General features: G+C 73.6%; 19 protein-coding genes. 12 read left to right on the forward strand and 7 right to left on the reverse strand.

Annotated features, from left to right (window positions below; all coding sequences use genetic code 11):
- Window positions 1-169: 169 nt before the first annotated feature.
- Entirely contained in the window at window positions 170-874 is a 705-nt protein-coding gene (locus V2S66_RS06765; protein ID WP_330793592.1) for a PH domain-containing protein, read from the reverse strand.
- 200 nt (window positions 875-1,074) lie between these two features.
- On the opposite strand from V2S66_RS06765, the gene deoC reads away from it, so the two are divergent.
- The 3 genes from deoC to V2S66_RS06780 are packed head-to-tail and all read left to right on the forward strand — an operon-like array spanning window position 1,075 to window position 4,449.
- Window positions 1,075-2,073 (forward strand): deoxyribose-phosphate aldolase, encoded by a 999-nt coding sequence (gene deoC / locus V2S66_RS06770; protein ID WP_413966325.1) that lies wholly within the window; start codon window positions 1,075-1,077, stop codon window positions 2,071-2,073.
- Window positions 2,074-2,078: 5 nt separating this feature from the next.
- Window positions 2,079-3,578, forward strand: a complete 1,500-nt coding sequence (locus V2S66_RS06775; RefSeq protein ID WP_330793594.1) for an aldehyde dehydrogenase family protein — start codon at window positions 2,079-2,081, stop codon at window positions 3,576-3,578.
- Entirely contained in the window at window positions 3,565-4,449 is an 885-nt protein-coding gene (locus V2S66_RS06780; protein WP_330793595.1) for an aldehyde dehydrogenase family protein, read from the forward strand. Before V2S66_RS06775 ends, V2S66_RS06780 begins: the two co-directional genes overlap by 14 nt.
- Window positions 4,450-4,510: 61 nt before the next feature.
- Here the strand turns inward: V2S66_RS06780 and V2S66_RS06785 are convergent, their stop codons facing one another.
- Window positions 4,511-4,924 carry a hypothetical protein gene (locus V2S66_RS06785; protein ID WP_330793596.1) on the reverse strand — a complete coding sequence of 138 codons (414 nt, stop codon included), beginning with the start codon at window positions 4,922-4,924 and terminating at the stop codon, window positions 4,511-4,513.
- A gap of 169 nt (window positions 4,925-5,093) precedes the next feature.
- Between V2S66_RS06785 and V2S66_RS06790 the strand changes: the two genes are divergently transcribed.
- On the forward strand, window positions 5,094-5,753 hold the full coding sequence (locus V2S66_RS06790) for an ATP-binding protein (protein ID WP_330793597.1): 660 nt from the start codon (window positions 5,094-5,096) through the stop codon (window positions 5,751-5,753).
- A gap of 110 nt (window positions 5,754-5,863) precedes the next feature.
- Here the strand turns inward: V2S66_RS06790 and V2S66_RS06795 are convergent, their stop codons facing one another.
- Complete coding sequence (locus V2S66_RS06795; RefSeq protein WP_330793598.1) at window positions 5,864-6,643, reverse strand: SigE family RNA polymerase sigma factor; 780 nt, start codon at window positions 6,641-6,643, stop codon at window positions 5,864-5,866.
- A gap of 268 nt (window positions 6,644-6,911) precedes the next feature.
- On the opposite strand from V2S66_RS06795, the gene V2S66_RS06800 reads away from it, so the two are divergent.
- The 4 genes from V2S66_RS06800 (at window position 6,912) to V2S66_RS06815 (ending at window position 10,331) form a co-directional block, all read left to right on the forward strand.
- Complete coding sequence (locus tag V2S66_RS06800; RefSeq protein ID WP_330793599.1) at window positions 6,912-7,589, forward strand: response regulator transcription factor; 678 nt, start codon at window positions 6,912-6,914, stop codon at window positions 7,587-7,589.
- Window positions 7,586-9,121, forward strand: a complete 1,536-nt coding sequence (locus V2S66_RS06805; RefSeq protein ID WP_330793600.1) for a HAMP domain-containing sensor histidine kinase — start codon at window positions 7,586-7,588, stop codon at window positions 9,119-9,121. The genes V2S66_RS06800 and V2S66_RS06805 overlap by 4 nt, the downstream gene beginning before the upstream one ends.
- Complete coding sequence (locus V2S66_RS06810) at window positions 9,118-9,783, forward strand: hypothetical protein (RefSeq protein WP_330793601.1); 666 nt, start codon at window positions 9,118-9,120, stop codon at window positions 9,781-9,783. The genes V2S66_RS06805 and V2S66_RS06810 overlap by 4 nt, the downstream gene beginning before the upstream one ends.
- Window positions 9,784-9,854: 71 nt before the next feature.
- Window positions 9,855-10,331 carry a VanZ family protein gene (locus tag V2S66_RS06815; protein ID WP_330793602.1) on the forward strand — a complete coding sequence of 159 codons (477 nt, stop codon included), beginning with the start codon at window positions 9,855-9,857 and terminating at the stop codon, window positions 10,329-10,331.
- Between the two features lie 139 nt (window positions 10,332-10,470).
- Here V2S66_RS06815 and V2S66_RS06820 read toward each other — a convergent pair whose 3' ends face one another.
- Both V2S66_RS06820 and V2S66_RS06825 read right to left on the reverse strand, forming a co-directional pair.
- On the reverse strand, window positions 10,471-10,788 hold the full coding sequence (locus V2S66_RS06820) for a hypothetical protein (protein WP_330793603.1): 318 nt from the start codon (window positions 10,786-10,788) through the stop codon (window positions 10,471-10,473).
- A 91-nt stretch (window positions 10,789-10,879) separates the two neighbouring features.
- The gene (locus V2S66_RS06825) at window positions 10,880-12,043 is read right to left on the reverse strand and encodes an adenosine deaminase (RefSeq protein ID WP_330793604.1); all 1,164 of its coding nucleotides are present in this window, start codon (window positions 12,041-12,043) and stop codon (window positions 10,880-10,882) included.
- Window positions 12,044-12,143: 100 nt separating this feature from the next.
- On the opposite strand from V2S66_RS06825, the gene V2S66_RS06830 reads away from it, so the two are divergent.
- Window positions 12,144-12,929 carry a dienelactone hydrolase family protein gene (locus V2S66_RS06830; RefSeq protein ID WP_330793605.1) on the forward strand — a complete coding sequence of 262 codons (786 nt, stop codon included), beginning with the start codon at window positions 12,144-12,146 and terminating at the stop codon, window positions 12,927-12,929.
- 27 nt (window positions 12,930-12,956) lie between these two features.
- Here the strand turns inward: V2S66_RS06830 and V2S66_RS06835 are convergent, their stop codons facing one another.
- A complete protein-coding gene (locus V2S66_RS06835; protein WP_330793606.1) occupies window positions 12,957-14,051 on the reverse strand; it encodes an endonuclease/exonuclease/phosphatase family protein in 1,095 nt (364 codons plus the stop codon).
- Window positions 14,052-14,138: 87 nt separating this feature from the next.
- Between V2S66_RS06835 and V2S66_RS06840 the strand changes: the two genes are divergently transcribed.
- Both V2S66_RS06840 and V2S66_RS06845 read left to right on the forward strand, forming a co-directional pair.
- Window positions 14,139-14,888 carry a response regulator transcription factor gene (locus V2S66_RS06840; RefSeq protein ID WP_330793607.1) on the forward strand — a complete coding sequence of 250 codons (750 nt, stop codon included), beginning with the start codon at window positions 14,139-14,141 and terminating at the stop codon, window positions 14,886-14,888.
- Complete coding sequence (locus V2S66_RS06845; protein WP_330793608.1) at window positions 14,881-15,993, forward strand: sensor histidine kinase; 1,113 nt, start codon at window positions 14,881-14,883, stop codon at window positions 15,991-15,993. Before V2S66_RS06840 ends, V2S66_RS06845 begins: the two co-directional genes overlap by 8 nt.
- Before the next feature lies 1 nt (window position 15,994).
- On the opposite strand, the gene V2S66_RS06850 is transcribed toward V2S66_RS06845, so the two are convergent.
- Window positions 15,995-16,648, reverse strand: coding sequence for a DUF4232 domain-containing protein (locus tag V2S66_RS06850; protein WP_330793609.1), 654 nt, complete (start codon window positions 16,646-16,648; stop codon window positions 15,995-15,997).
- 228 nt (window positions 16,649-16,876) lie between these two features.
- Between V2S66_RS06850 and V2S66_RS06855 the strand changes: the two genes are divergently transcribed.
- A complete protein-coding gene (locus V2S66_RS06855) occupies window positions 16,877-20,467 on the forward strand; it encodes a choice-of-anchor D domain-containing protein (protein WP_330793610.1) in 3,591 nt (1,196 codons plus the stop codon).
- The last annotated feature ends 52 nt before the right edge of the window (window positions 20,468-20,519 follow it).

Here is a 20,519-nt window from a genome sequence, read left to right on the forward strand (position 1 = left end):
AGCGGGAGGACGTGAATGCCGCAAAGTCGAGGAGTCGGCCCCGGACTGCCCCCGACCCACCGACCGGAGGCCGGGAAAACGCCAGAGCGTCACACCGACACCGGCAGGCGGCCGGGAAAACGCCCGGACGTCACGCCGCCACCGACCGGACCCAGCAGACCGCCGGGAATCAGACGGCCAGCAGAACCGCCAGGACGATCGCTCCGGCGGCGGCGGGGGCGATGACCTCGTAGCACCAGCGAACCACGGGCTCAGGGCGCGAAGCGCCCTCCGGCAGGGGGTGGTTGTCGGCGAGCTCGCGGAGTTCGGCGAGCGCCTGGTCGGACCAGGAGCGGATCGGGTCGTCGGGGTTGGCCTGGGAGCGCTGGCCGGGCCGGAGGCCGGGGCGGAGGCGGGCGGCGGCGGAGCCGAACGGGTCGGAGCTTCCGGACGCCTGGGCCCGTGCGGTCTGGCGGGCCGCGCGCTTGCGGGCGCGGAGGGAGACGGGGATCGCCCAGAGCTGGAACTTGCGCTCGCCGGCGAACAGCTCCGTGGAGAAGGAGGCGCGCAGCCGGTCGACGCCGGCCCACGGCAGGGTGACCGTGCGGAAGGGGTTGCGGACCCTGATCCGCTCCGCCCCGGCGAAGACCGCCGGGCGGATGGTGAACGCGACGAGCAGCGGCACCGCGGTGAGCATCGCGGCGAGCGCGAGCCACGGGGTGCGCCCGTCGCCGCGGGCGACCGCGTCGCCGCCGAGCCAGCCGGCGAGCACGAGCAGGAGCACGCCGCCGGCGACTCCGGCCGTGGAGCGGTAGACGCGGTCGGCGTACTGCGGCGGCCGCCCGTCGCCGGCGGTGGCCGGGCCGTTCGGGCGGTGCTGGTGGGAGCTCGTCATAACCCCCGATTCTGCCCGACGCCCGCCGCGCACCCGGCCACGGCCGCGTTGCATTCCGATTGCGGTGGCGGAGGCCCCGCTTTTCACCCGGTCGCCGCCTGCCGGGCCCGGCGGCCTACGCTGGAGCGCAGACGCGCGGCCCCCGGCCGCATCCGCGCTGGACGGATCGCTACGCGCGTAGATAAGGTGATGTGGTGACTGTGTCCTCCGTTGTTCCCGCATACGCCCCCGACGCCGCGGGCCGGCTGTCCTCGCTGGCGGACGTGACCGCGAGCGGCAGCGCGCTGCGGCGCTTCCTGCACGGGCTGCCCGGCGTCGACGCCGTCGGTCTCGAGGCGCGGGCCGCCACCCTCGGCACCCGCTCGATCAAGACGACCGCCAAGGCGTACGCCATCGATCTCGCGATCTCGATGATCGACCTGACCACCCTCGAAGGCGCCGACACGCCCGGCAAGGTGCGCGCGCTGTGCGCCAAGGGCGTACGGCCCGATCCGACCGACCGGAGCACGCCGCAGGTCGCGGCGATCTGCGTGTACCCGGACATGGTGGCGGTGGCCAAGGACGCGCTGGGCGCGTCGGGCGTGCACGTCGCGTCGGTCGCCACCGCGTTCCCCGCGGGACGCGCCTCGCTCGCGGTGAAGCTCGCGGACACCGCGGACGCGGTCGCGGCGGGGGCCGACGAGATCGACATGGTCATCGACCGCGGCGCGTTCCTCGCCGGCCGGTACATGGACGTGTTCGAGGAGATCCGCGCGGTGAAGGCCGCGTGCGCCCGGCCGGGGGACGGCGGCGCCGCCCACCTGAAGGTGATCTTCGAGAACGGCGAGCTGTCGACGTACGACAACATCCGCCGCTGCTCGTGGCTGGCCATGCTGGCGGGCGCGGACTTCATCAAGACCTCGACCGGCAAGGTCGCGGTCAACGCCACTCCGGCGAACACGCTGCTGATGCTGGAGGCGGTCCGCGACTTCCGGGACGCGGTGGGCGTGCAGGTCGGGGTGAAGCCGGCCGGCGGCATCAGGACGTCGAAGGACGCCGTCAAGTACCTGGTGATGGTGAACGAGACGCTGGGCGACGACTGGCTGTCGCCCGACTGGTTCAGGTTCGGCGCGTCCAGCCTGCTCAACGACCTGCTGATGCAGCGTCAGAAGCTCAGCACCGGCCGGTACTCCGGTCCCGACTACGTGACGGTGGACTGATCGCCATGCCTCACCAGAAGTTCGAGTACGCCCCCGCGCCGGAATCCCGCGCGATCGTCGATCTGGCGCCCTCGTACGGGCTGTTCATCGACGGCGAGTTCACCGAGGCGGCCGACGGCACGGTGTTCAAGACCGTCTCGCCGTCCAGCGAGGAGGTCCTCGCGGAGGTCGCGCGCGCCGGCGAGGCGGACGTGGACCGGGCGGTGAAGGCGGCCCGCAGGGCGTTCACGTCGTGGTCGGCGCTGCCGGGCGCCGAGCGCGGCAAGTACCTGTTCCGGATCGCCCGCATCCTGCAGGAGCGGGCGCGCGAGTTCGCGGTGCTGGAGTCGCTGGACAACGGCAAGCCGATCCGCGAGACCCGGGACGTCGACCTGCCGCTGGTCGCCGCGCACTTCTTCTACTACGCCGGCTGGGCGGACAAGCTCGCGTACGCCGGGTTCGGGTCGGACCCGAAGCCGCTGGGCGTGGCCGGCCAGATCATCCCGTGGAACTTCCCGCTGCTGATGCTCGCCTGGAAGATCGCGCCGGCGCTGGCCGCGGGCAACACGGTGGTGCTCAAGCCCGCCGAGACGACCCCGCTGAGCGCGCTGTTCTTCGCCGACGTGTGCCGCCAGGCCGGGCTGCCCCGGGGTGTGGTCAACATCCTCACCGGGTACGGCGACGCGGGCGCGGCGCTGGTCGCGCACGAGGACGTGAACAAGGTGGCGTTCACCGGCAGCACCGAGGTGGGCAAGGCCATCGCCCGCACGGTGGCCGGCACGTCCAAGAGGGTCACCCTGGAACTGGGCGGCAAGGCGGCGAACATCGTCTTCGACGACGCGCCGATCGACCAGGCCGTCGAGGGGATCGTCGACGGGATCTTCTTCAACCAGGGCCATGTGTGCTGCGCGGGCTCGCGGTTGCTGGTCCAGGAGTCGGTGCAGGAGGAGGTGCTGGACGCGCTGAAGCGGCGGATGGGCACCCTGCGGGTCGGCGACCCGCTGGACAAAAACACCGACATCGGCGCGATCAACTCCGCCGAGCAGCTGGCCAGGATCACCTCGCTGGCCGAGGCGGGCGAGGCGGAGGGCGCCGAGCGCTGGGCGCCGGCCTGTGAACTGCCCGACGCCGGCTACTGGTTCGCGCCGACGCTGTTCACCGGCGTGACGCAGGCGCACCGCATCGCGCGCGAGGAGATCTTCGGCCCGGTGCTGTCGGTGCTGACCTTCCGCACCCCCGCGGAGGCGGTGGAGAAGGCCAACAACACGCCGTACGGGCTGTCCGCGGGCGTGTGGACGGAGAAGGGCTCGCGCATCCTGTCGATCGCGAGCAAGCTGCGGGCCGGCGTGGTGTGGGCCAACACCTTCAACAAGTTCGACCCGACCTCGCCGTTCGGCGGCTACAAGGAGTCCGGCCACGGCCGGGAAGGCGGCCGGCACGGCCTGGAGGCGTACCTCGCCGGAGCGGCTGAGACGTCGAACGAGCGAAGCGAGCGAGAGGGCGAGCGCGACCATGAAGGTGTCTGATGACGCGCGTGACGCTCGGCTGAGCGTCCTGAAGACCTACAAGCTGTACGTCGGGGGGAAGTTCCCCCGCTCCGAGAGCGGCCGGGTGTACGAGGTGACCGACTCCAGGGACAGGTGGCTGGCGAACGCGCCGCTCGCCTCGCGCAAGGACGCCCGTGACGCGGTGGTCGCCGCCCGCAAGGCGGTGGCCGGCTGGTCGGGCGCGACCGCGTACAACCGCGGGCAGGTGCTGTACCGGGTGGCGGAGATGCTGGAGGGGCGGCGCGAGCAGTTCGCCCGCGAGGTCGCGGAGGCGGAGGGCCTGTCGAAGGCGAAGGCGGCCGCCGCGGTGGCCGCGGCGGTCGACCGCTGGGTCTGGTACGCGGGCTGGACCGACAAGATCGCCCAGGTGGTCGGCGGCGCGAACCCGGTGGCCGGGCCGTACTTCAACCTGTCGACGCCGGAGCCGACCGGTGTGGTCGCGGTGCTCGCCCCGCAGCGGTCGTCGTTCCTCGGGCTGGTCTCGGTGCTGGCCCCGGTGATCGCCACCGGCAACACCGCGGTGCTGGTGGCCTCGCAGGAGGCGCCGCTGCCCGCGCTGTCGCTGGGCGAGGTGCTGGCCACCTCCGACCTGCCCGGCGGCGTGGTCAACGTGCTGTCCGGCAGGACCGCGGAGATCGCCGCGCCGCTCGCCGCGCACCAGGACGTCAACGGCATCGACCTGACCGGCGCGGACGCCGCGCTGGCGGCCGAGCTGGAGACGGCCGCCGCGGACAACCTCAAGCGGGTGCGCCGCCCGGCGCTGTCCGAGGACTGGTCTGCGGACCCGGGCACCGGCCGGCTCACCGAGTGGCTGGAGACCAAGACGGTCTGGCACCCGATCGGCGTCTGACCGCTCCCGCGAAGGGCCCCGCGCCGTACCGCGCGGGGCCTTCCTGCGCTCGGCCGTCCGGTCAGCCGGGGAGCAGGCCCGCCGCGGCTCCGACGACCGGCAGCGTGGACAGCGATCCGCCGCTGGTGACGGGGTCGGTGGCGATGGCGGTGGAGACCGGCTTGAAGTCGGCGATCTGGCCGCCCACGGCGTTGTCCAGCGGGTCCACGCCGGTGTTGGACAGCGGGTCGAGGGTGAGGTGCTTGACCGGGCCGATGCCGCTGCCAAGCGCGTCGGTGACCGACTGCGTGGGCAGCGCGTCGTCCAGCGCGGAGGTGGGCACCGCGTCGGTGGGCAGCAGGTCGCCCACTCCCGCGGTGGGCAGCGCGCCCACGGTCCCCGACCCGTCGGCGGCGTGCGCGGCGGCCGCCGGCAGCAGCGCCGCCGCGGCGGCGGAGAACGTCAGGACGAGGGCGGTACGGATGCGGTCGCGCATGGACGCGGTCCCTTCTTCGTGGCCGGGCCGGCGCGCGGCCTGACGGTGCCGGAACGTGCCGGCCTGTGCGTCGCCGGCATCCGGTCAACGGCCCGCTGGCCCCTGAGGTCACGCCCGCGCACGTCAGACGGGTGTGCCTGGCCGTGCCGGCGTGGGAGAATGGCTGCCCGTGAGTGCTTCCCCTGCCCGCGTGATCCTCCTGGCCGGCCCTTCGGGCTCAGGAAAATCCTCCCTCGCCACCCGTACCGGGCTGCCGGTGCTGGCGCTCGACGACTTCTACAAGGACGCCGGCGACCCGACGCTCCCGTCGCTGCCCGGGGGTACCGCGACCGACTGGGACGCCCCGGCCTCGTGGAACGCGGACGCGGCGGTCGCCGCGATCACCGCGCTGTGCGCGGAGGGCGCCGCCCGCACCCCCGTGTACGACATCGCGGCCAGCGCGGCGACGGGCAGCGCGGTGCTGGACCTGCGGGCCGCTCCGGTGTTCGTCGCGGAGGGGATCTTCGCCGCGGAGATCGCGGTCCGCTGCCGGGAGCTGGGGCTGCTCGCCGACGCGCTGTGCCTGCGCGGGCGGCCGGCGACGACGGCGCGCCGCAGGTTCGTCCGGGATCTGCGCGAGGGCCGCAAGTCCCTGCCGTTCCTGGTCCGTCGCGGCTGGCACCTGATGCGGGCCGAGCGCGGCATCGTCGCGCGGCACGTGGCGCTGGGCTGCCATCCGTGCGGCCACACCGAGGCCGCGGGCCGGATCGCCGCCGCGGTCGCCGCCGCCGGCGTTCCGGTACGGGTCCCGGCGCCGCGCCCGGCCGCCGCGCAGTCCGTACAGGCGTGAGGCCCGTGCAGGCGTGAGGCCGGAACGGGTGTGAGGCCCGGCGCTCCCCCCAGAGCCCCGGACCTCACCCCCGCGGACCCCGAAGGGTCCTCCCCCTGACAGTGGCCTGGTCAGGCGACCAGCTCGCCGAACGCGTCCTCCTCGTCACGGCCGAAGCTGAGCGCCTCGTCCTCGCGCATCCGGCGCAGCGAGCGCCAGATGCTGCTCTTCACGGTGCCGACGCTGATGTTCAGGATGTCGGCGATCTCCGGGTCGGTGCGGCCCTCGTAGTAGCGCAGCACGAGCATGGTGCGCTGCTGCTCGGGCAGCCGGGCGAGCGCCTGCCACAGCACGGCGCGCAGCTCGGTGCCGCCCATCTCGTCGGTGTCGCCGACCGTCTCGGGCAGCTCCTCGGTCGGGTACTCGTTGAGCTTGCGCCGCCGCCAGGCGCTGATGTGCAGGTTGGTCATGGTGCGGCGCAGGTAGCCGCCGACCGCCGCCTTGTCGCTGATCCGGTCCCACGCGCGGTAGGTGGAGAACAGCGCGCTCTGCAGCAGGTCCTCCGCGGCGAACCGGTCACCGGTCAGGTGGTAGGCGGTCGCGTAGAGGGAGGCGCGGCGCTCCTGCACGTAGGCGGTGAAGGCCGCCTCGGCCTCGGCGCGCTGCTCCGCGGTGCGCTCGGCCTCGGGAGAGCCGGCCTGGGCCGGCACCCGCTCGCGCCCTGCGCCCTCGACCGGCGTGATGTACGCGGGGCGCTGGCGCGGGACCACGGCCTGGTGGCCGGAAGTGCGTCCGGTGCCGCGAGCGTACCCCCGTGCGCTCGCGGCACCGGACATCTCGGTGGTCCTGGTCATCGAGTGGTCGTGCGCGGACCGGACTGCGGCGGTGGTGGTGCTGTGCAGTGCGTTCATGTCGCGCCCCCGTCGATGGAACCGTCAGCGTGGTCTTCGGCGTCGCAGCCGTTGCGGCGTGCGGTGATCCGATGGCCATAAGACTGCCGGGCCAGTTTCATGGCGCTGTCCGGCGAGTGTCACAGGCCCGTCACAGAGGAAGGAGCCCCCTGTGCGAGCGCTGTGCGTTTCCCGCGCCCGCCGGGCGGATGCGGCGGCGTCGCGGCGTCGCGCACGGTGTTCTCCCCGTGCTTCAACCGGCGACCTGGCGTAGGCAACAATGTGCGGCGTGCCTTTCCTGTTGCTTATCGAGGATGACGACGCCATCCGTACGGGTCTCGAACTCGGCCTGTCCCGCCAGGGTCACCGCGTGGTGGCCGCGGCGACGGGCGAGGACGGGCTGCGGCTGCTCAAGGAGCAGCGCCCCGACCTGATCGTGCTGGACGTGATGCTGCCCGGGATCGACGGTTTCGAGGTGTGCCGGCGGATCCGGCGCACCGACCAGCTGCCGATCATCCTGCTGACCGCGCGCAGCGACGACATCGACGTCGTGGTGGGGCTGGAGTCCGGGGCGGACGACTACGTGATCAAGCCGGTGCAGCCGCGGGTGCTGGACGCCCGCATCCGGGCGGTGTTGCGCCGCGGCGAGCGGGACAGCACCGACTCGGCGGCGTTCGGCCCGATCGTCATCGACCGCAACGCCATGACGGTCACCAAGGACGGGCAGGACCTCCAGCTCACGCCGACCGAGCTGCGGCTGCTGCTGGAGCTGAGCCGGCGGCCCGGGCAGGCGCTGTCCCGGCAGCAGTTGCTGCGCCTGGTGTGGGAGCACGACTACCTCGGCGACTCCCGGCTGGTCGACGCGTGTGTGCAGCGGCTGCGCGCGAAGATCGAGGACGTGCCGTCCTCGCCGACGCTGATCCGTACCGTCCGCGGTGTCGGCTACCGCCTGGACACGCCTCAGTGAGCCTTCGTCCCGGTGCCGGCCGGGCCGGCCGGGCGTCCGGCGGGCTGCGCTGGACGAGTCTGCGGCTGCGGCTGGTCGCGGTGTTCGCGCTGGTCGCCCTGACCGCGGCGGTGTCGGTGTCGGGGATCGCGTACTGGCTCAACCGCGACGCGGTGCTGACCCGGGCGCAGAACAGCGCGCTCAACGACTTCCGCGACTCGTTGCAGCGCAACGCGGCCTCGCTGCCGGTTGCACCGACCTGCGAGTCGCTGGAGAAGGCGGCGGACCAGATAGGCGGGCCCGACACGTACCAGGTGGTGCTGATCGACACCGCCCCGGACGGCTCGCCGTGCGCGGCGCCCTCGGACCGCGACGTGTTCACGCTGGACGACGTGCCGGCGTCGCTGCAACGCGCGGTGAACACCCCGCACAAGAACGACGACAACCGCTACCACCTGCACTGGGAGCGGATCTCGCTGCAGGGCCACCCGTATCTGGTGGCGGGCGCGCGGATCAACCGGGACGGCCCGACCGGCTACATGCTCAAGTCGCTGGACGCGGAGCGCAAGGACCTCAACTCGCTGGCCTGGTCGCTGGGGATCGCCACGCTGCTGGCGCTGATCGGCGCGGCGCTGCTGGCGCAGGCGGCCGGCTCGGCGGTGCTGCGTCCGGTACGGCGGCTCGGCGAGGCGGCGCAGCGGCTCGGCGAGGGGCATCTGGACACCCGGCTGAAGGTCACCGGCACCGACGAACTCGCCGAGATGTCACGGACGTTCAACAGCGCCGCGGAGGCGCTGGAGACGCGGGTCGAGGAGCTGAGCGCCCGCGAGGCGGCGAGCCGGCGGTTCGTCGCCGACATGTCGCACGAGCTGCGCACGCCGCTGACCGCGATCACCGCGGTGACGGACGTGCTGGAGGACGAGGCGGAGGCGCTGGACCCGATGATCGCCCCCGCGGTACGCCTGGTGGTCAGCGAGACGCGGCGGCTGAACGAACTGGTGGAGACGCTGATGGAGGTCACCCGCTTCGACGCCGGGACCGCGAAGCTGCGCGTCGACGAGGTCGACGTGGCGGACATGATCATGGCCTGCATGGACGCCAGGGCCTGGCTGGACTCGGTGGAGCTGGACGCGCCCCGCGGGCTGCTGGCCACCCTCGACCCGCGCCGGCTCGACGTGATCATGGCCAATCTGATCGGGAACGCGCTGAAGCACGGCGGCTCGCCGGTACGGGTGACGCTGCGGCGCGAGGGCGAGCAGATCGTGGTGGCGGTCTCCGATCACGGCCCCGGCATCCCGGAGGGAGTGCTGCCGCACGTCTTCGACCGGTTCTACAAGGCGGACGCCTCCCGGGCGCGGTCGGAGGGCAGCGGTCTGGGCCTGTCCATCGCGAGGGAGAACGCGCACATCCACGGCGGCGACATCACCGCCGCCAACTCCCCTTCCGGCGGCGCGGTGTTCACGCTGCGCCTGCCGGTGCGTCCGGCGGAGGACGACCCGGACGACCCGGACGGTCCTGACCGCCCGCACGGCGGCGCGGGGAGTCCGGCATGAGCGCGATGCACGGGACCGGCGCGGCGTGCAGGACGGGCGCGGCGTCCCGCATGGCCGTCGCGCGCAGGGGGTGGGCGGTGGGCGTGCTGGGGCTGGCGCTGGCGCCGCTGCTCGCCGGGTGCGGCATCCGCACCACGTCGGTGCCGGTGGACGCGGGTCCCGCGCCGTCGCGGGTGTCGTGCGCGCAGCCGGCGGCGCCGGCGACGCCGCTGCCCGACGCGGTGACGCGCAAGGTGTACCTGGTGTGCAGCGGTCAGATCGCGCCGGTGCGGCGCCCGGTGCGGGTGGCGGACGTGGGGGGCGGACGCGGCGGGCGGGAGCGGCTCGCCCGGCAGCTGATCGCCCTGCTCCAGGCCAGCCCGCGGGCGGCGGAGTCCACCGCCGGGTTCTACACGGCCGTGCCGGTGACGCTGGAGGTGCTCGCGCCGCTGCCGGGCGATCCCGCGGACGCGCTGCGGCTGAGCGAGGCGGCGGAGGACCTGCCGTCGTTCGTGCTCGGCCAGGTCGTCTGCACGCTGGCCGCGGACTCCGCGCTGGCGCCCGGCGGCTCCGTGGTGCTCGGCGGCCCGGACGCCGGCGACGAGCTGCGCCGCTACAGCTGCACGCCGGAGCTGCGGACGAGCGCGGACGCGGCGGTCAGCGCCGGCGAGCCGGTCCCGTGAGAACGCCCGTTCGCACCGGGAACCGCGGCGCGCCGGGGCGCGTCCTGGACAGCGTGCGGCACGATGGCTCCATGATCAGGGTGCGCGCGGCCGGGCTGCTGCTCACCGCGGCGTATCTGTCCTTCGTCGCCTGGATGCTGCTGCGGCCGCACTACGTGGCCTGGGTGCCCGCGCCGAACCTGCGGCCGCTGGCCACCATCCACGAGGACCTGCGGATGGGTCCGCTGCAGGCGGCCCGCAGGCTCGGCGCGGGCCTGGGGCTGCTGGCCCCGCTCGGCGTGCTGCTGCCGCTGGCCGGCGGCCGGGTCGACACCTCGGGGTTCGCGTCGTTCGCCAGGACGGCGTTCGCCGGGCTGATGGTGTCGCTGTCGCTGGAGTTCACCCAGACGCTGGTGCCGGGGCAGCTCTTCGACGTGGACGCGCTGCTGCTCAACACGCTGGGCGTGGCACTGGCGCATCTGCTGGTCGTGCCGGCCGTCCGGCACCGGCTGCGCGGGCGTGCGGCGCAGGCCACCGGCGCGCGGCCGCAGCCGGCCCTGGTCCCGTAGGGCCTGCCGGAGACACCGGACACGCCGCGACACGCCCGACACGCGGGCGCCGGCGCCGGCGCCGGGAGGAACGCAACCCGCGGGGCGCGCCCTCCGTGCGAAGAGGGGCGCGGCCCGCGGGCCGTCGCGGGGTGCGGGCTCAGCCGCCGAGGACGCCGGCGCCGGCCGGGAGGCCGCCGAGCAGGCCGCTGACCGGGGCGACCTGGTTGCCCGACAGGTGGTTGCCGGAGGGCAGCAGCCCGTTGGTGGGCAGCCCGGAGGTGCCGTTGGCCAGCGCGGTGTGCGCGCCGGAGGCGGTGTCGGTGGCGCCCGGCAGCAGGCCGGTGGCCTGGCCGACCGGCAGCGAGCCGAGGCTGGCGCCGGTCAGGTCGGCGGCGGAGGCGGAGCCGGCCGCGGCGGCGACAGCCGCGAGCCCGAGGGCGGTGGTCGCGAGGGTCTTCTTGGTTCGGGTTTGCATGACTCCGGAACGTAGTCACGCACTCACCACCGGTGCAACCGGCGTGGCGCGCCCGTGACCTCCCCGCACGCGCCGCGGCGCGCCGCGGGACTCAGCCGGCGTCCGCGGCGGAACCGCTGGCCACGGGGGGTACGGCCGTGCCCGGCGCGAACAGCCACTCGGCCTTCAGCTCGGCGTAGCCCGGCTTGATCACCTCGTTGATCATGGCGAGACGTTCGTCAAAAGGAATGAACGCCGATTTCATGGCATTGACGGTGAACCACTGGAGGTCGTCGAGCGTGTAACCGAACGCGTCGACCAGGTGCTCGAACTCGCGGCTCATGCTGGTGCCGCTCATCAGCCGGTTGTCGGTGTTCACGGTGACCCGGAAGTGCAGCCGGCGCAGCAGCCCGATGGGGTGCTCCTCGTACGAGGAGGCGGCGCCGGTCTGGAGGTTGGACGTCGGGCACATCTCCAGCGGGACGCGCTTGTCGCGCACGTAGGACGCGAGGCGGCCGAGGGAGACCTCGCCGTCCTTCTGCTCGATGTCGTCGATGATCCGCACGCCGTGGCCGAGCCGGTCGGCGCCGCACCACTGGAGCGCCTGCCAGATCGACGGCAGGCCGAACGCCTCGCCGGCGTGGATGGTGAAGTGGTTGTTCTCCCGCTTGAGGTACTCGAAGGCGTCCAGGTGCCGGGTGGGCGGGTAGCCGGCCTCCGCGCCCGCGATGTCGAAGCCGACGACGCCCGAGTCGCGGTAGCGGTTGGCGAGTTCGGCGATCTCCTGGGAGCGCGCGGCGTGCCGCATCGCGGTGAGCAGGGCGCCGACCCTGATCCGGTTGCCGGCCTCGCGGGCCCGCCGCTCGCCCAGCCGGAAGCCCTCGGTGACCGCCTCGACGACCTCTTCGAGGGTCAGTCCTGCCTCCAGGTGCTGCTCCGGCGCGTACCGCACCTCGGCGTAGACGACGCCGTCGGCGGCCAGGTCCTCGGCGCACTCGGCGGCGACCCTGACCAGCGCGTCGCGGGTCTGCATCACCGCGCAGGTGTGGGCGAAGGTCTCCAGGTAGCGCTCCAGCGAGCCGGAGTCCGCCGCGGCGCGGAACCACGCGCCGAGCTTGTCAGGTTCGGTCTCGGGCAGCGCGGTGTAGCCGGTGGCGTGCGCGAGGTCGACGATCGTGCCGGGGCGCAGCCCGCCGTCGAGGTGGTCGTGGAGCAGGGCCTTGGGGGCGCGGCGGATCTGCTCCCGGGTCGGATGGCTCGGCATGGCGTTCTGCATGACGGAACAATAGCTCCTACGCGCGTAGATATCCTGCTTGGGCCAACAATTTTCCGCACGGCCATACAGCGCACCCCCTGTCGTCTGCCAAGGTTGCGGCATGGCTTCGCAAGCATTACCGGCGCGTGGCGCACGGCTGGGCCGCCAGGTGGCGCCCGGCCTCGTGCCGGGGCCCCGGCAGCGCGACCCGCACACCGGCGCGACGGTCCGCGCGGTGGTGCTCGCCCTGCCGGGCGGCGACGCGCTGAGCACCCGGCGCCGCTCCCCCGTGGCCGCGGCCGTGATGTGGCCGCTGGCCCGGCACCTGGTGCGCGAGGGCCTCGCGGACGGGCTCGCCGCCCATGTGGTGCACTACCGCTTCCGCGGCTGGAACGGCGGGCACGCGCACCCCGCGGAGGACGCGGAGTGGGCGGTCGGCGAGGCGGTGCGGCGCTACGGCGACGTGCCGGTGTGCCTGGTCGGCATGGACATGGGGGCGCGGGCGGCGCTGCACGCCGCCGGGCATCCGGCGGTCACGTCGGTGGTCGCGCTGGCGCCGTGGCTGCCGGACGGGCCGGAGCCCGAGCCGGTCAAGCAGCTGATCGGGCGGCGCGTGCTCATCGCCCACGGCACGGACGACGACGCGACGGCGCCCGAGCTGTCGTACCGGCTCGCGGAGCGGGTCAAGAAGGTCAACCGGCAGGTGTGCCGGTTCGAGGTGCACTCGGACGGGCACGCGCTGCACCAGCACCGCGCGGAGGTGTTCGCGCTGACCGCGGACTTCGTCCTCGGCTGCCTGCTGGACCGGCCGTTCGCCCGGCCGGTCGCCGACGCGCTGGCGGCGCCGCCGCCGCTGGGGCTCCGCATGCCGCTGGCCGCGGGCTTCGGCCGCTCCCTCCACTCCTGACGCCCGCGCCCGCGCCGCGCGCGGCGTTCACCAGCTGATGCCGGCCGCCACCGGCAGGTGGTCGCTGCCGGTCGCCGGCAGCACCCAGGAGCTCACCGGCCGCACGCCGCGGACCAGGATCTGGTCGATCCGCGCCACCGGGAACGCCGCCGGCCAGGTGAAGCCGAAGCCGGCCCCCGCCTCGCGCTGGGCCGAGTGCAGCCGCGAGGTCAGGTCGCGCAGCGCGCGGTCGTCGGTGGTGCCGTTGAGGTCGCCGAGCAGCACCACCCGCGGGTTCCGCTCGGCGGCGACGGCCGCCCCGAGCACCTGCTCGCCCCTGTCCCGCGAGGCCGTCCAGAAGCCCGCCCGGGGGGTGACCCGCGCGGAGCCCAGGTGGGCCACGTACACCGCCAGCGGCCCGTGGGCGGTGGCCACCGTGGTGCGCAGCGCCCGGTTCGACGCCGTCCGCGCGCCGGCCGGCAGGGTCCGGGCCAACGGCCCGGCGTCCACGACGTCGACCGGCCGGGTGCCGGACAGCGGCAGCCTGCTCCACAGGCCGACCGTGCCCAGCACCGTGTGGTACGGGTACGCCGTCGCGAGCGCCTTCTCGTACCCGCCCGCGGCCTGCGGGGTCAGCTCCACCAGGGCCAGCAGGTCCGCGCCCGCGGCGGTCAGGTCGCGGGCGGTGCCGGGCGGGTCGGGGTTGCCCGCGCCGACGTTGTGCTCGGCCACGGTCAGGTCGCCGCCGCCGCGGTGGGACCGGTCGCCGACGAGCCCGCCGAAGAGGTTCAGCCACACGACGGCCGGCAGCAGCAGCGCGACCACCGCGGCGGCGGAGCGCCGCCAGAGCGCCCCGGCCAGCAGGACGGGGACGAACACCCCGAACCACGGCAGGAAGGTCTCCACCAGGCTGCCGAGGTGGCCGACCCGGTTGGGGACGCTCGCGTGCAGCAGCATCAGCAGGCCGAGCAGCAGCGCCAGCGCCGCGAGCACCGGGCCGCGCTTCCAGGGGCCGGGCCGGGAGGCGGCGCGGATCGCCCGGCGGGTCCGCGCGCGCCACCTCCCGGGCCCGGATGCGGGCCGGCCGGCGCCGCCCGGCCCGCTCCGCGCCGTGTCCACCGCTGCTGCTTCGGGTCGCTGCATGCCGCCAGTCAAGGCGGCGCGGTGTTGCCGCCCTGTATGCGTTTTCCCATACGGGGACGATATGCGCCGACTTGTAGCATCGCCCGCATGCGCGTGCTGATCGTCGAGGACGAGCCCTTCATGGCGGAGGCGATCCGCGACGGGCTGCGGCTGGCCGCGATCGCGGCCGACATCGCGGGTGACGGCGGCGCCGCACTGGAGATGCTGGGCGTCAACGCCTACGACATCGCCGTCCTCGACCGCGACATCCCCGGGCCCTCCGGTGACGAGGTCGCCGCGCACATCGTCGCCTCGGGGAGCGGCATGCCGATCATCATGCTGACGGCGGCCGACCGCCTCGACGACAAGGCGTCCGGGTTCGGGCTCGGCGCCGACGACTATCTCACCAAGCCGTTCGAACTCGGGGAGCTGGTGCTGCGGCTCAGGGCGCTCGACCGCAGGCGCGCCCACAGCAGGCCGCCGGTGCGGGAGATCGCGGGGCTGCGGGTGGACCCGTTCCGCCGCGAGGTCCACCGAGACGGCCGTTACACCGCGCTGACCAGGAAGCAGTTCGCGGTGCTCGAAGTCCTCGTGGCCGCCGAGGGAGGCGTCGTCACCGCCGAGGCGCTCCTGGAGCGCGCGTGGGACGAGAACGCCGACCCGTTCACCAACGCGGTGCGCATCACCGTCTCGGCTCTGCGCAAGCGCCTCGGCGAACCGTGGATCATCGCCACCGTGCCGGGCGCGGGCTACCGCATCGACGTGCCGCCGGCGGCCGCGAATGCGGATGGGGATGCGGCCCCGGGTGCGGATGAGGATGGGGCCCCGGGTGAGGATGGGGAGCGGGAGCGTGGCTAGGGCGCCGGGGCCGAGCGTGCGCCTGCGGCTCACCCTCAGCTACGCCGGGTTCCTGATGGTCGCCGGGGCGCTGCTGCTCGCGACGGTCTGGGTGTTCCTGCTGCGGTACGTCCCCGATCGGGCGCTGCTCGTCCCCAGCGGCACCCACCTGAACGGCGGCGTCTTCCCGGTGCGCTCCGCCCTGCTGCGGGTCTTCGCCCCGAGGGCCGCCGCGGCGCTGGGCTTCCTGCTGGTGTTCGGTCTCGTCGGCGGCTGGGTCCTCGCCGGGCGCATGCTCGCCCCGCTGACCCGGATCACCCACGCCACCAGGACCGCGGCGAGCGGATCGCTCTCCCACCGGATCCGGCTGCCGGGCCGCGAGGACGAGTTCCGCGAACTCGCCGACGCCTTCGACACGATGCTCGCCCGGCTAGAGGCGCACGTCGCCGAGCAGCGCAGGTTCGCGGCCGACGCCTCCCACGAGCTGCGCACCCCGCTGGCGATCTCGAAGGCGCTCCTCGACGTGGCCCACGCCGATCCCGGCCACGACTCCGAGGCGCTCGTCGACCGCCTGCGCGCCGTCAACACCCGGGCGATCGACCTGACGGAGGCGCTGCTGGTGCTCAGCCGCGCCGACCGGCGGTCCTTCGCCAGGGAGCCCGTCGACCTGTCGCTGCTGGCCGAGGAGGCCGCCGAGACGCTGGTGCCGCTCGCCGAGCGGCACGGCGTCACCCTCGACACGGCCGGCGAGGTCGCCCCCGCGAGCGGGTCCCCGGCGCTCCTGCTGCAGCTGACCACGAACCTCGTGCACAACGCGATCGTCCACAATCTGCCCGCAGGGGGCGGCGTGTGGGTCCGCACCGGGGTGCGTCCCGCCGGGGCGGTGCTGACCGTCGAGAACAGCGGCGAGCCGCTCTCCCCGCTCCTGGTGTCGACGCTGACCCTGCCGTTCCGGCGCGGCAGCGAACGCGTCCGCACCGACCACGCCGGCGTCGGTCTCGGCCTGGCCATCGTCAAGACCATCACCGACGCGCACGGGGGGACGCTCACGCTCACCCCGCGCCGCGCGGGCGGCATGCGCGTCACCGTGGAGCTGCCCCAGCCGGGCCCGCGCGCCGGCGGCTGAGTCAGCCGGGCCGGTGCCACGACGTCGTGTCGAGCCGGCCGGTGTTCCCGACGTCGACGGTCTCCTGGACGACCTGCGGGCCGAAGCCGCCGGGCGGGGTGACCGCGAAGGCGGCGCCCGTGGTGGCGGTGACGGTCGCGTCGGTGACGGTGTTGCGCCAGGCGAGGATCGCGACCGCCCGGTCGCCGTGGCGCAGGGTGAGCGTGGCCGGCGGCGGGTCGGTCAGGCCGGTGGTGACGGTGATCCCGTGGTGGACGGTGACGCGCAGCGCGTCGCCGGCCGCGTCCAGCACCCGCAGGTCGGGGTAGCCGCGCACGGTCAGCGGGGAGGTGCCGCAGTTGGTCAGCGTGACGGTGAGGGCGCGCAGCCCCATGGCGGCGTCCACGTCACTCGCGGTGATCAGCGGTCCGGGCGCGGTGCAGGCGGCCGCGCGCGCTCCGGGCGCGGGTGTCGCGCCGGCCCCGGCGCGGGGGGTGGGGGTGGTCAGCCGGTCGGCGTGCACGCGGACGTCGATGCCGCCGCCGGGCCCGGTGGGCGCTGCGGCGCTCGCGCTCGGGGCCGCGCCCCCGCCGCCGGCGCTCGCTCCGCAGGCGGTCAGCGCCAACACCCCTGCCCCTGCGGTGAGTACGGCCGTCGCCTTGCGCGTGATCGCCATCGGCCGATGATCACACACCGCCGCGCACCGCATCTCACTGACGGTCAACTCAAATTCTTGCAGGAGTAAGTCAATTATCAACGAAAATGGATCGCAATATTGCTGCCACGTGTCGTAGAGGCTACGGTCCCCCTGCACCGACCCCCACCGGCACCGGTCTCGCCGGGCTCATCCCACCCACCTCCCTACCTCCCACACGTGCTTCTCCCCCCTCCTTAGGAGCAACAGGTGTTCAAACCCCCCAGAAGTCTCGCCGGCCTCAGACGGCTCGTCGCCGTCGGCGGCGGCGCCGCGCTGGTGGCCGCCGGCGTCGTCGCCGTGGCGGCGCAGCCCGCCCTGGCAGCCGCGACCGGCGGAAACGGTGCGAGCCTTCCGTACGTCGAGGTGCAGGCGGAGAACGCCGCCACCAACGGCTCGGCGATCGGCCCGAGTTTCCTCGCCGGCCAGCTCGCCGACGAGGCCTCGTACCGCAAGGCGGTGACGCTGTCGGGCAGCGGGAAGTTCGTCACCTTCACCACACCGGTGGCGACCAACTCGATCGACTTCCGCTACAGCATCCCCGACGGCTCCGGCGGCTCGGTGTACACCGCCCCGCTGTCCTTCGCCATCAACGGCGCGGCGCAGCCCGACTTCACCCTGACCGACGCGTACAGCTGGTACTACGGCAGCTACCCGTTCACCAACACCCCGGGCAGCAACCCGCACCACTTCTACGACGAGGTCCACCGGCTGCTGCCGCAGACGTATCCGGCCGGCACCACCTTCACGCTGCAGACCAGCGGCAGCAGCGCCGTCACCACCATCGACTTCGCGGACTTCGAGCAGGTCGGCCCGGCGCTGACGCAGCCGTCCGGTTCGGTCTCGGTGACCAGCCAGGGCGCCGACGCGACCGGCGCGGCCGACTCCACCGCCGCGTTCAACTCCGCTATCGCCGCGGCCGGCGCGGGCGGCACGGTGTGGATACCGCCGGGCACGTACAAGATCCCCCGGCACATCACGGTCAACAACGTGACCGTCACCGGCGCCGGCATGTGGTACTCGACGGTGACCGGTGCGGCGCCGGGCTTCTACGGCCTCGGTGAGCCCGACAGCTGCGGCGTCGGCGGCAACCGCGGCGTCAGCAGCAACGTCCACCTGGCGAACTTCGCGATCTTCGGCCAGGTCGGCGAGCGCAACGACTGCGACCAGGTGAACGGCATCGGCGGCGCGCTGAGCAACTCCTCGGTGTCCAGCCTGTGGATCGACCACATGAAGGTCGGCGCCTGGATGGACGGGCCGATGGACAAGCTGACCCTCAGCGGCCTGCGCATCCGCGACACCACCGCCGACGGCGTCAACTTCCACGGCGGCGTGACCAATTCGACGGTCACCAACAGCGACCTGCGCAACACCGGTGACGACGGCATCGCGACCTGGGCGGACTCCGCGCTGGGCGCCGACGCCAACGACACCATCTCCAACAACACCGTGCAGGACCAGATCCTCGCCAACGGCATCGCGATCTACGGCGGTCACGACAACACCGTCAGCGGCAACCTGGTCAAGGACACCGGCCTCGCGCAGGGCGGCGGCATCCACGTCGGCCAGCGCTTCACCTCCACGCCGGTCGGCACCACCACCATCTCCAACAACACGATCGTGCGGGCCGGCGCCCTCGACCCGAACTGGCAGTTCGGCGTCGGCGCGCTGTGGTTCGACGGCAGTCAGGGCGCGATCACCGGCCCGATCAACGTGTCCAACGCCCTGATCCAGCAGAGCCCGTACGAGGCCGTGCAGTGGGTCGAGGGCACGGTCAGCGGCGTCAGCCTGAACAACGTGACGATCGCCGGCGCGGGCACCTTCGCGCTGCAGGAGCAGACCGGCGGCGCCGCGAAGTTCACGAACGTCACCGCGACCGGCATCGGCGCGTCCTCCCCGCTGTACAGCTGCGAGGGCGGCCAGTTCGTCGTCACCGACGGCGGCGGCAACTCCGGCATCACCGGCACCCCGTTCTGCGGCAACTTCCCCGCGCCCGTCTTCCCGCCGTACCCGTCGGAGGGCGTCACCGCCAGCCCGGGTGCGCTGAGCTTCGGCTCGGTGGCGACCGGCTCGACGTCCGCCGCGCAGACCGTGACGGTGACCAACCCGACCGGTGCGGCCGCTTCGGTCTCCTCCATCGCGGCGACCGGTGACTTCGCGCAGACCAACACCTGCGGCACGTCGATCCCGTCGAACGGCTCGTGCACGGTCAGCGTCACCTTCAAGCCGACCGCGAGCGGCGCCCGCACCGGCACCCTGACGGTCAACGCCGGCGGCACCACCAGCACGGTCAACCTGTCCGGCACCGGCACCGCGCCCGGCCCGGTGCTCAACGCCACCCCGGCGGCGCTGTCCTTCGCCGGCACCGTGGTCGGCGCCACCACCGCCGCGCAGGCGGTGACGGTGACCAACTCCGGCACCACCGCGGCGACCGTGTCCGGCACCACCGTGACCGGCGACTACAGCCAGACCAACAACTGCGGCACCCTGGCGGTCGGCGCGTCCTGCACCGTCAACGTCACCTTCAAGCCGACGGCGGGCGGCGCCCGCAGCGGCACCCTCACCGTCGCCAGCAACGCCAACAACAGCCCGACGGCGGTGTCGTTGAGCGGTACCGGCATCGACGGCTCCACCAACATCGCGGCCGGCAAGACCGCGACGGCCAGCTCCAGCAACGGCACGTACACGCCGGCGAACCTCACCGACACCGACGCGTCGACGTACTGGGAGAGCAACGGCTCCTTCCCGCAGTGGGCTCAGGTCGACCTCGGCCAGAACTACAGCGTCGGCAAGGTGGTGCTGAAGCTGCCGCCGGCCGCCGCGTGGGCGACCCGTCAGGAGACCCTGTCGCTGCAGGGCTCGACCGACGGCAGCAGCTTCTCCACGCTGACCGGGTCCGCGGCCTACACCTTCGACCCGAGCGCCAACAACAACACGGTGACCATCACCTTCAACGCCGCCTCCGCGCGGTACGTGCGGGTCAACGTCACCGGCAACACCGGCTGGACCGCGGCCCAGCTGTCGGACCTGGAGGTCTTCCCGAGCGCCGGGGGCGGCGGCACCACGCCGGCCGCGACGCTCACCACCAACCCGGCGTCCGTCACCTTCGCCACCCAGCCGCTGAACACGCCCACCAGCGCGCAGACCGTCACCGTGACCAACACCGGCAACGCGGCCGCGGCCGTCTCCGGCATCACCGTCAGCGGCGACTACAGCCAGACCAACACCTGCGGCAGCTCCATCGCGGTGGGCGCGTCCTGCGCGGTCAACGTCACCTTCAAGCCGACCGCGTCCGGCGCCCGCAACGGCACCCTCACCATCGCCAGCAACGCGTCGAACAGCCCGGCCACGGTCGCGCTGTCCGGCACCGGCGCCGGCACGGTGAGCACCAACCTGGCCGCGGGCAAGCCCACGTCGGAGTCCAGCCACACCGACGTCTACCCGTCGTCGAACGTCACCGACGGCAACCAGGGCAGCTACTGGGAGAGCGCCAACAACGCCTTCCCGCAGTGGGTGCAGGTCGACCTCGGCTCGGCGCAGAGCGCGAGCCGCGTGGTGCTGCAACTGCCCGCGGGGTGGGGCCAGCGCAACGAGACGGTCGCGGTGTCGGGCAGTTCGGACGGCTCGTCCTTCAGCACCCTGAAGGACGCGGCTTCCTACTCCTTCGACCCGAACAGCGGCAACAACACGGTGACGATCACCTTCGCCGCGCACACCCAGCGGTACGTGCGGGTCACCGTCACGGCCAACTCGGGCTGGCCGGCCGGCCAGCTCTCCGAACTGCAGGTCTGGAACACCTGACCTTCCGCTGACCTGCGGGCGGCCCGCTGCGGCGGGTCGCGGTCCCCCATGG

Source organism: Actinacidiphila polyblastidii (assembly GCF_036353415.1).
In the GTDB taxonomy this organism is placed as follows: domain Bacteria; phylum Actinomycetota; class Actinomycetes; order Streptomycetales; family Streptomycetaceae; genus Actinacidiphila; species Actinacidiphila polyblastidii.

Excerpts from the sequence above, each read along its gene's own strand:
- V2S66_RS06820 (WP_330793603.1), bottom strand. The coding sequence starts at position 10,788 with ATGCAAACCCGAACCAAGAAGACCCTCGCGACCACCGCCCTCGGGCTC.
- V2S66_RS06810 (WP_330793601.1), top strand. The coding sequence starts at position 9,118 with ATGAGCGCGATGCACGGGACCGGCGCGGCGTGCAGGACGGGCGCGGCG.
- V2S66_RS06780 (WP_330793595.1), top strand. The coding sequence starts at position 3,565 with ATGAAGGTGTCTGATGACGCGCGTGACGCTCGGCTGAGCGTCCTGAAG.
- V2S66_RS06825 (WP_330793604.1), bottom strand. The coding sequence starts at position 12,043 with ATGCAGAACGCCATGCCGAGCCATCCGACCCGGGAGCAGATCCGCCGC.
- V2S66_RS06775 (WP_330793594.1), top strand. The coding sequence starts at position 2,079 with ATGCCTCACCAGAAGTTCGAGTACGCCCCCGCGCCGGAATCCCGCGCG.
- V2S66_RS06795 (WP_330793598.1), bottom strand. The coding sequence starts at position 6,643 with ATGAACGCACTGCACAGCACCACCACCGCCGCAGTCCGGTCCGCGCAC.
- V2S66_RS06850 (WP_330793609.1), bottom strand. The coding sequence starts at position 16,648 with ATGGCGATCACGCGCAAGGCGACGGCCGTACTCACCGCAGGGGCAGGG.
- V2S66_RS06830 (WP_330793605.1), top strand. The coding sequence starts at position 12,144 with ATGGCTTCGCAAGCATTACCGGCGCGTGGCGCACGGCTGGGCCGCCAG.
- V2S66_RS06840 (WP_330793607.1), top strand. The coding sequence starts at position 14,139 with ATGCGCGTGCTGATCGTCGAGGACGAGCCCTTCATGGCGGAGGCGATC.
- V2S66_RS06815 (WP_330793602.1), top strand. The coding sequence starts at position 9,855 with ATGATCAGGGTGCGCGCGGCCGGGCTGCTGCTCACCGCGGCGTATCTG.
- V2S66_RS06835 (WP_330793606.1), bottom strand. The coding sequence starts at position 14,051 with ATGCAGCGACCCGAAGCAGCAGCGGTGGACACGGCGCGGAGCGGGCCG.
- V2S66_RS06785 (WP_330793596.1), bottom strand. The coding sequence starts at position 4,924 with ATGCGCGACCGCATCCGTACCGCCCTCGTCCTGACGTTCTCCGCCGCC.
- V2S66_RS06765 (WP_330793592.1), bottom strand. The coding sequence starts at position 874 with ATGACGAGCTCCCACCAGCACCGCCCGAACGGCCCGGCCACCGCCGGC.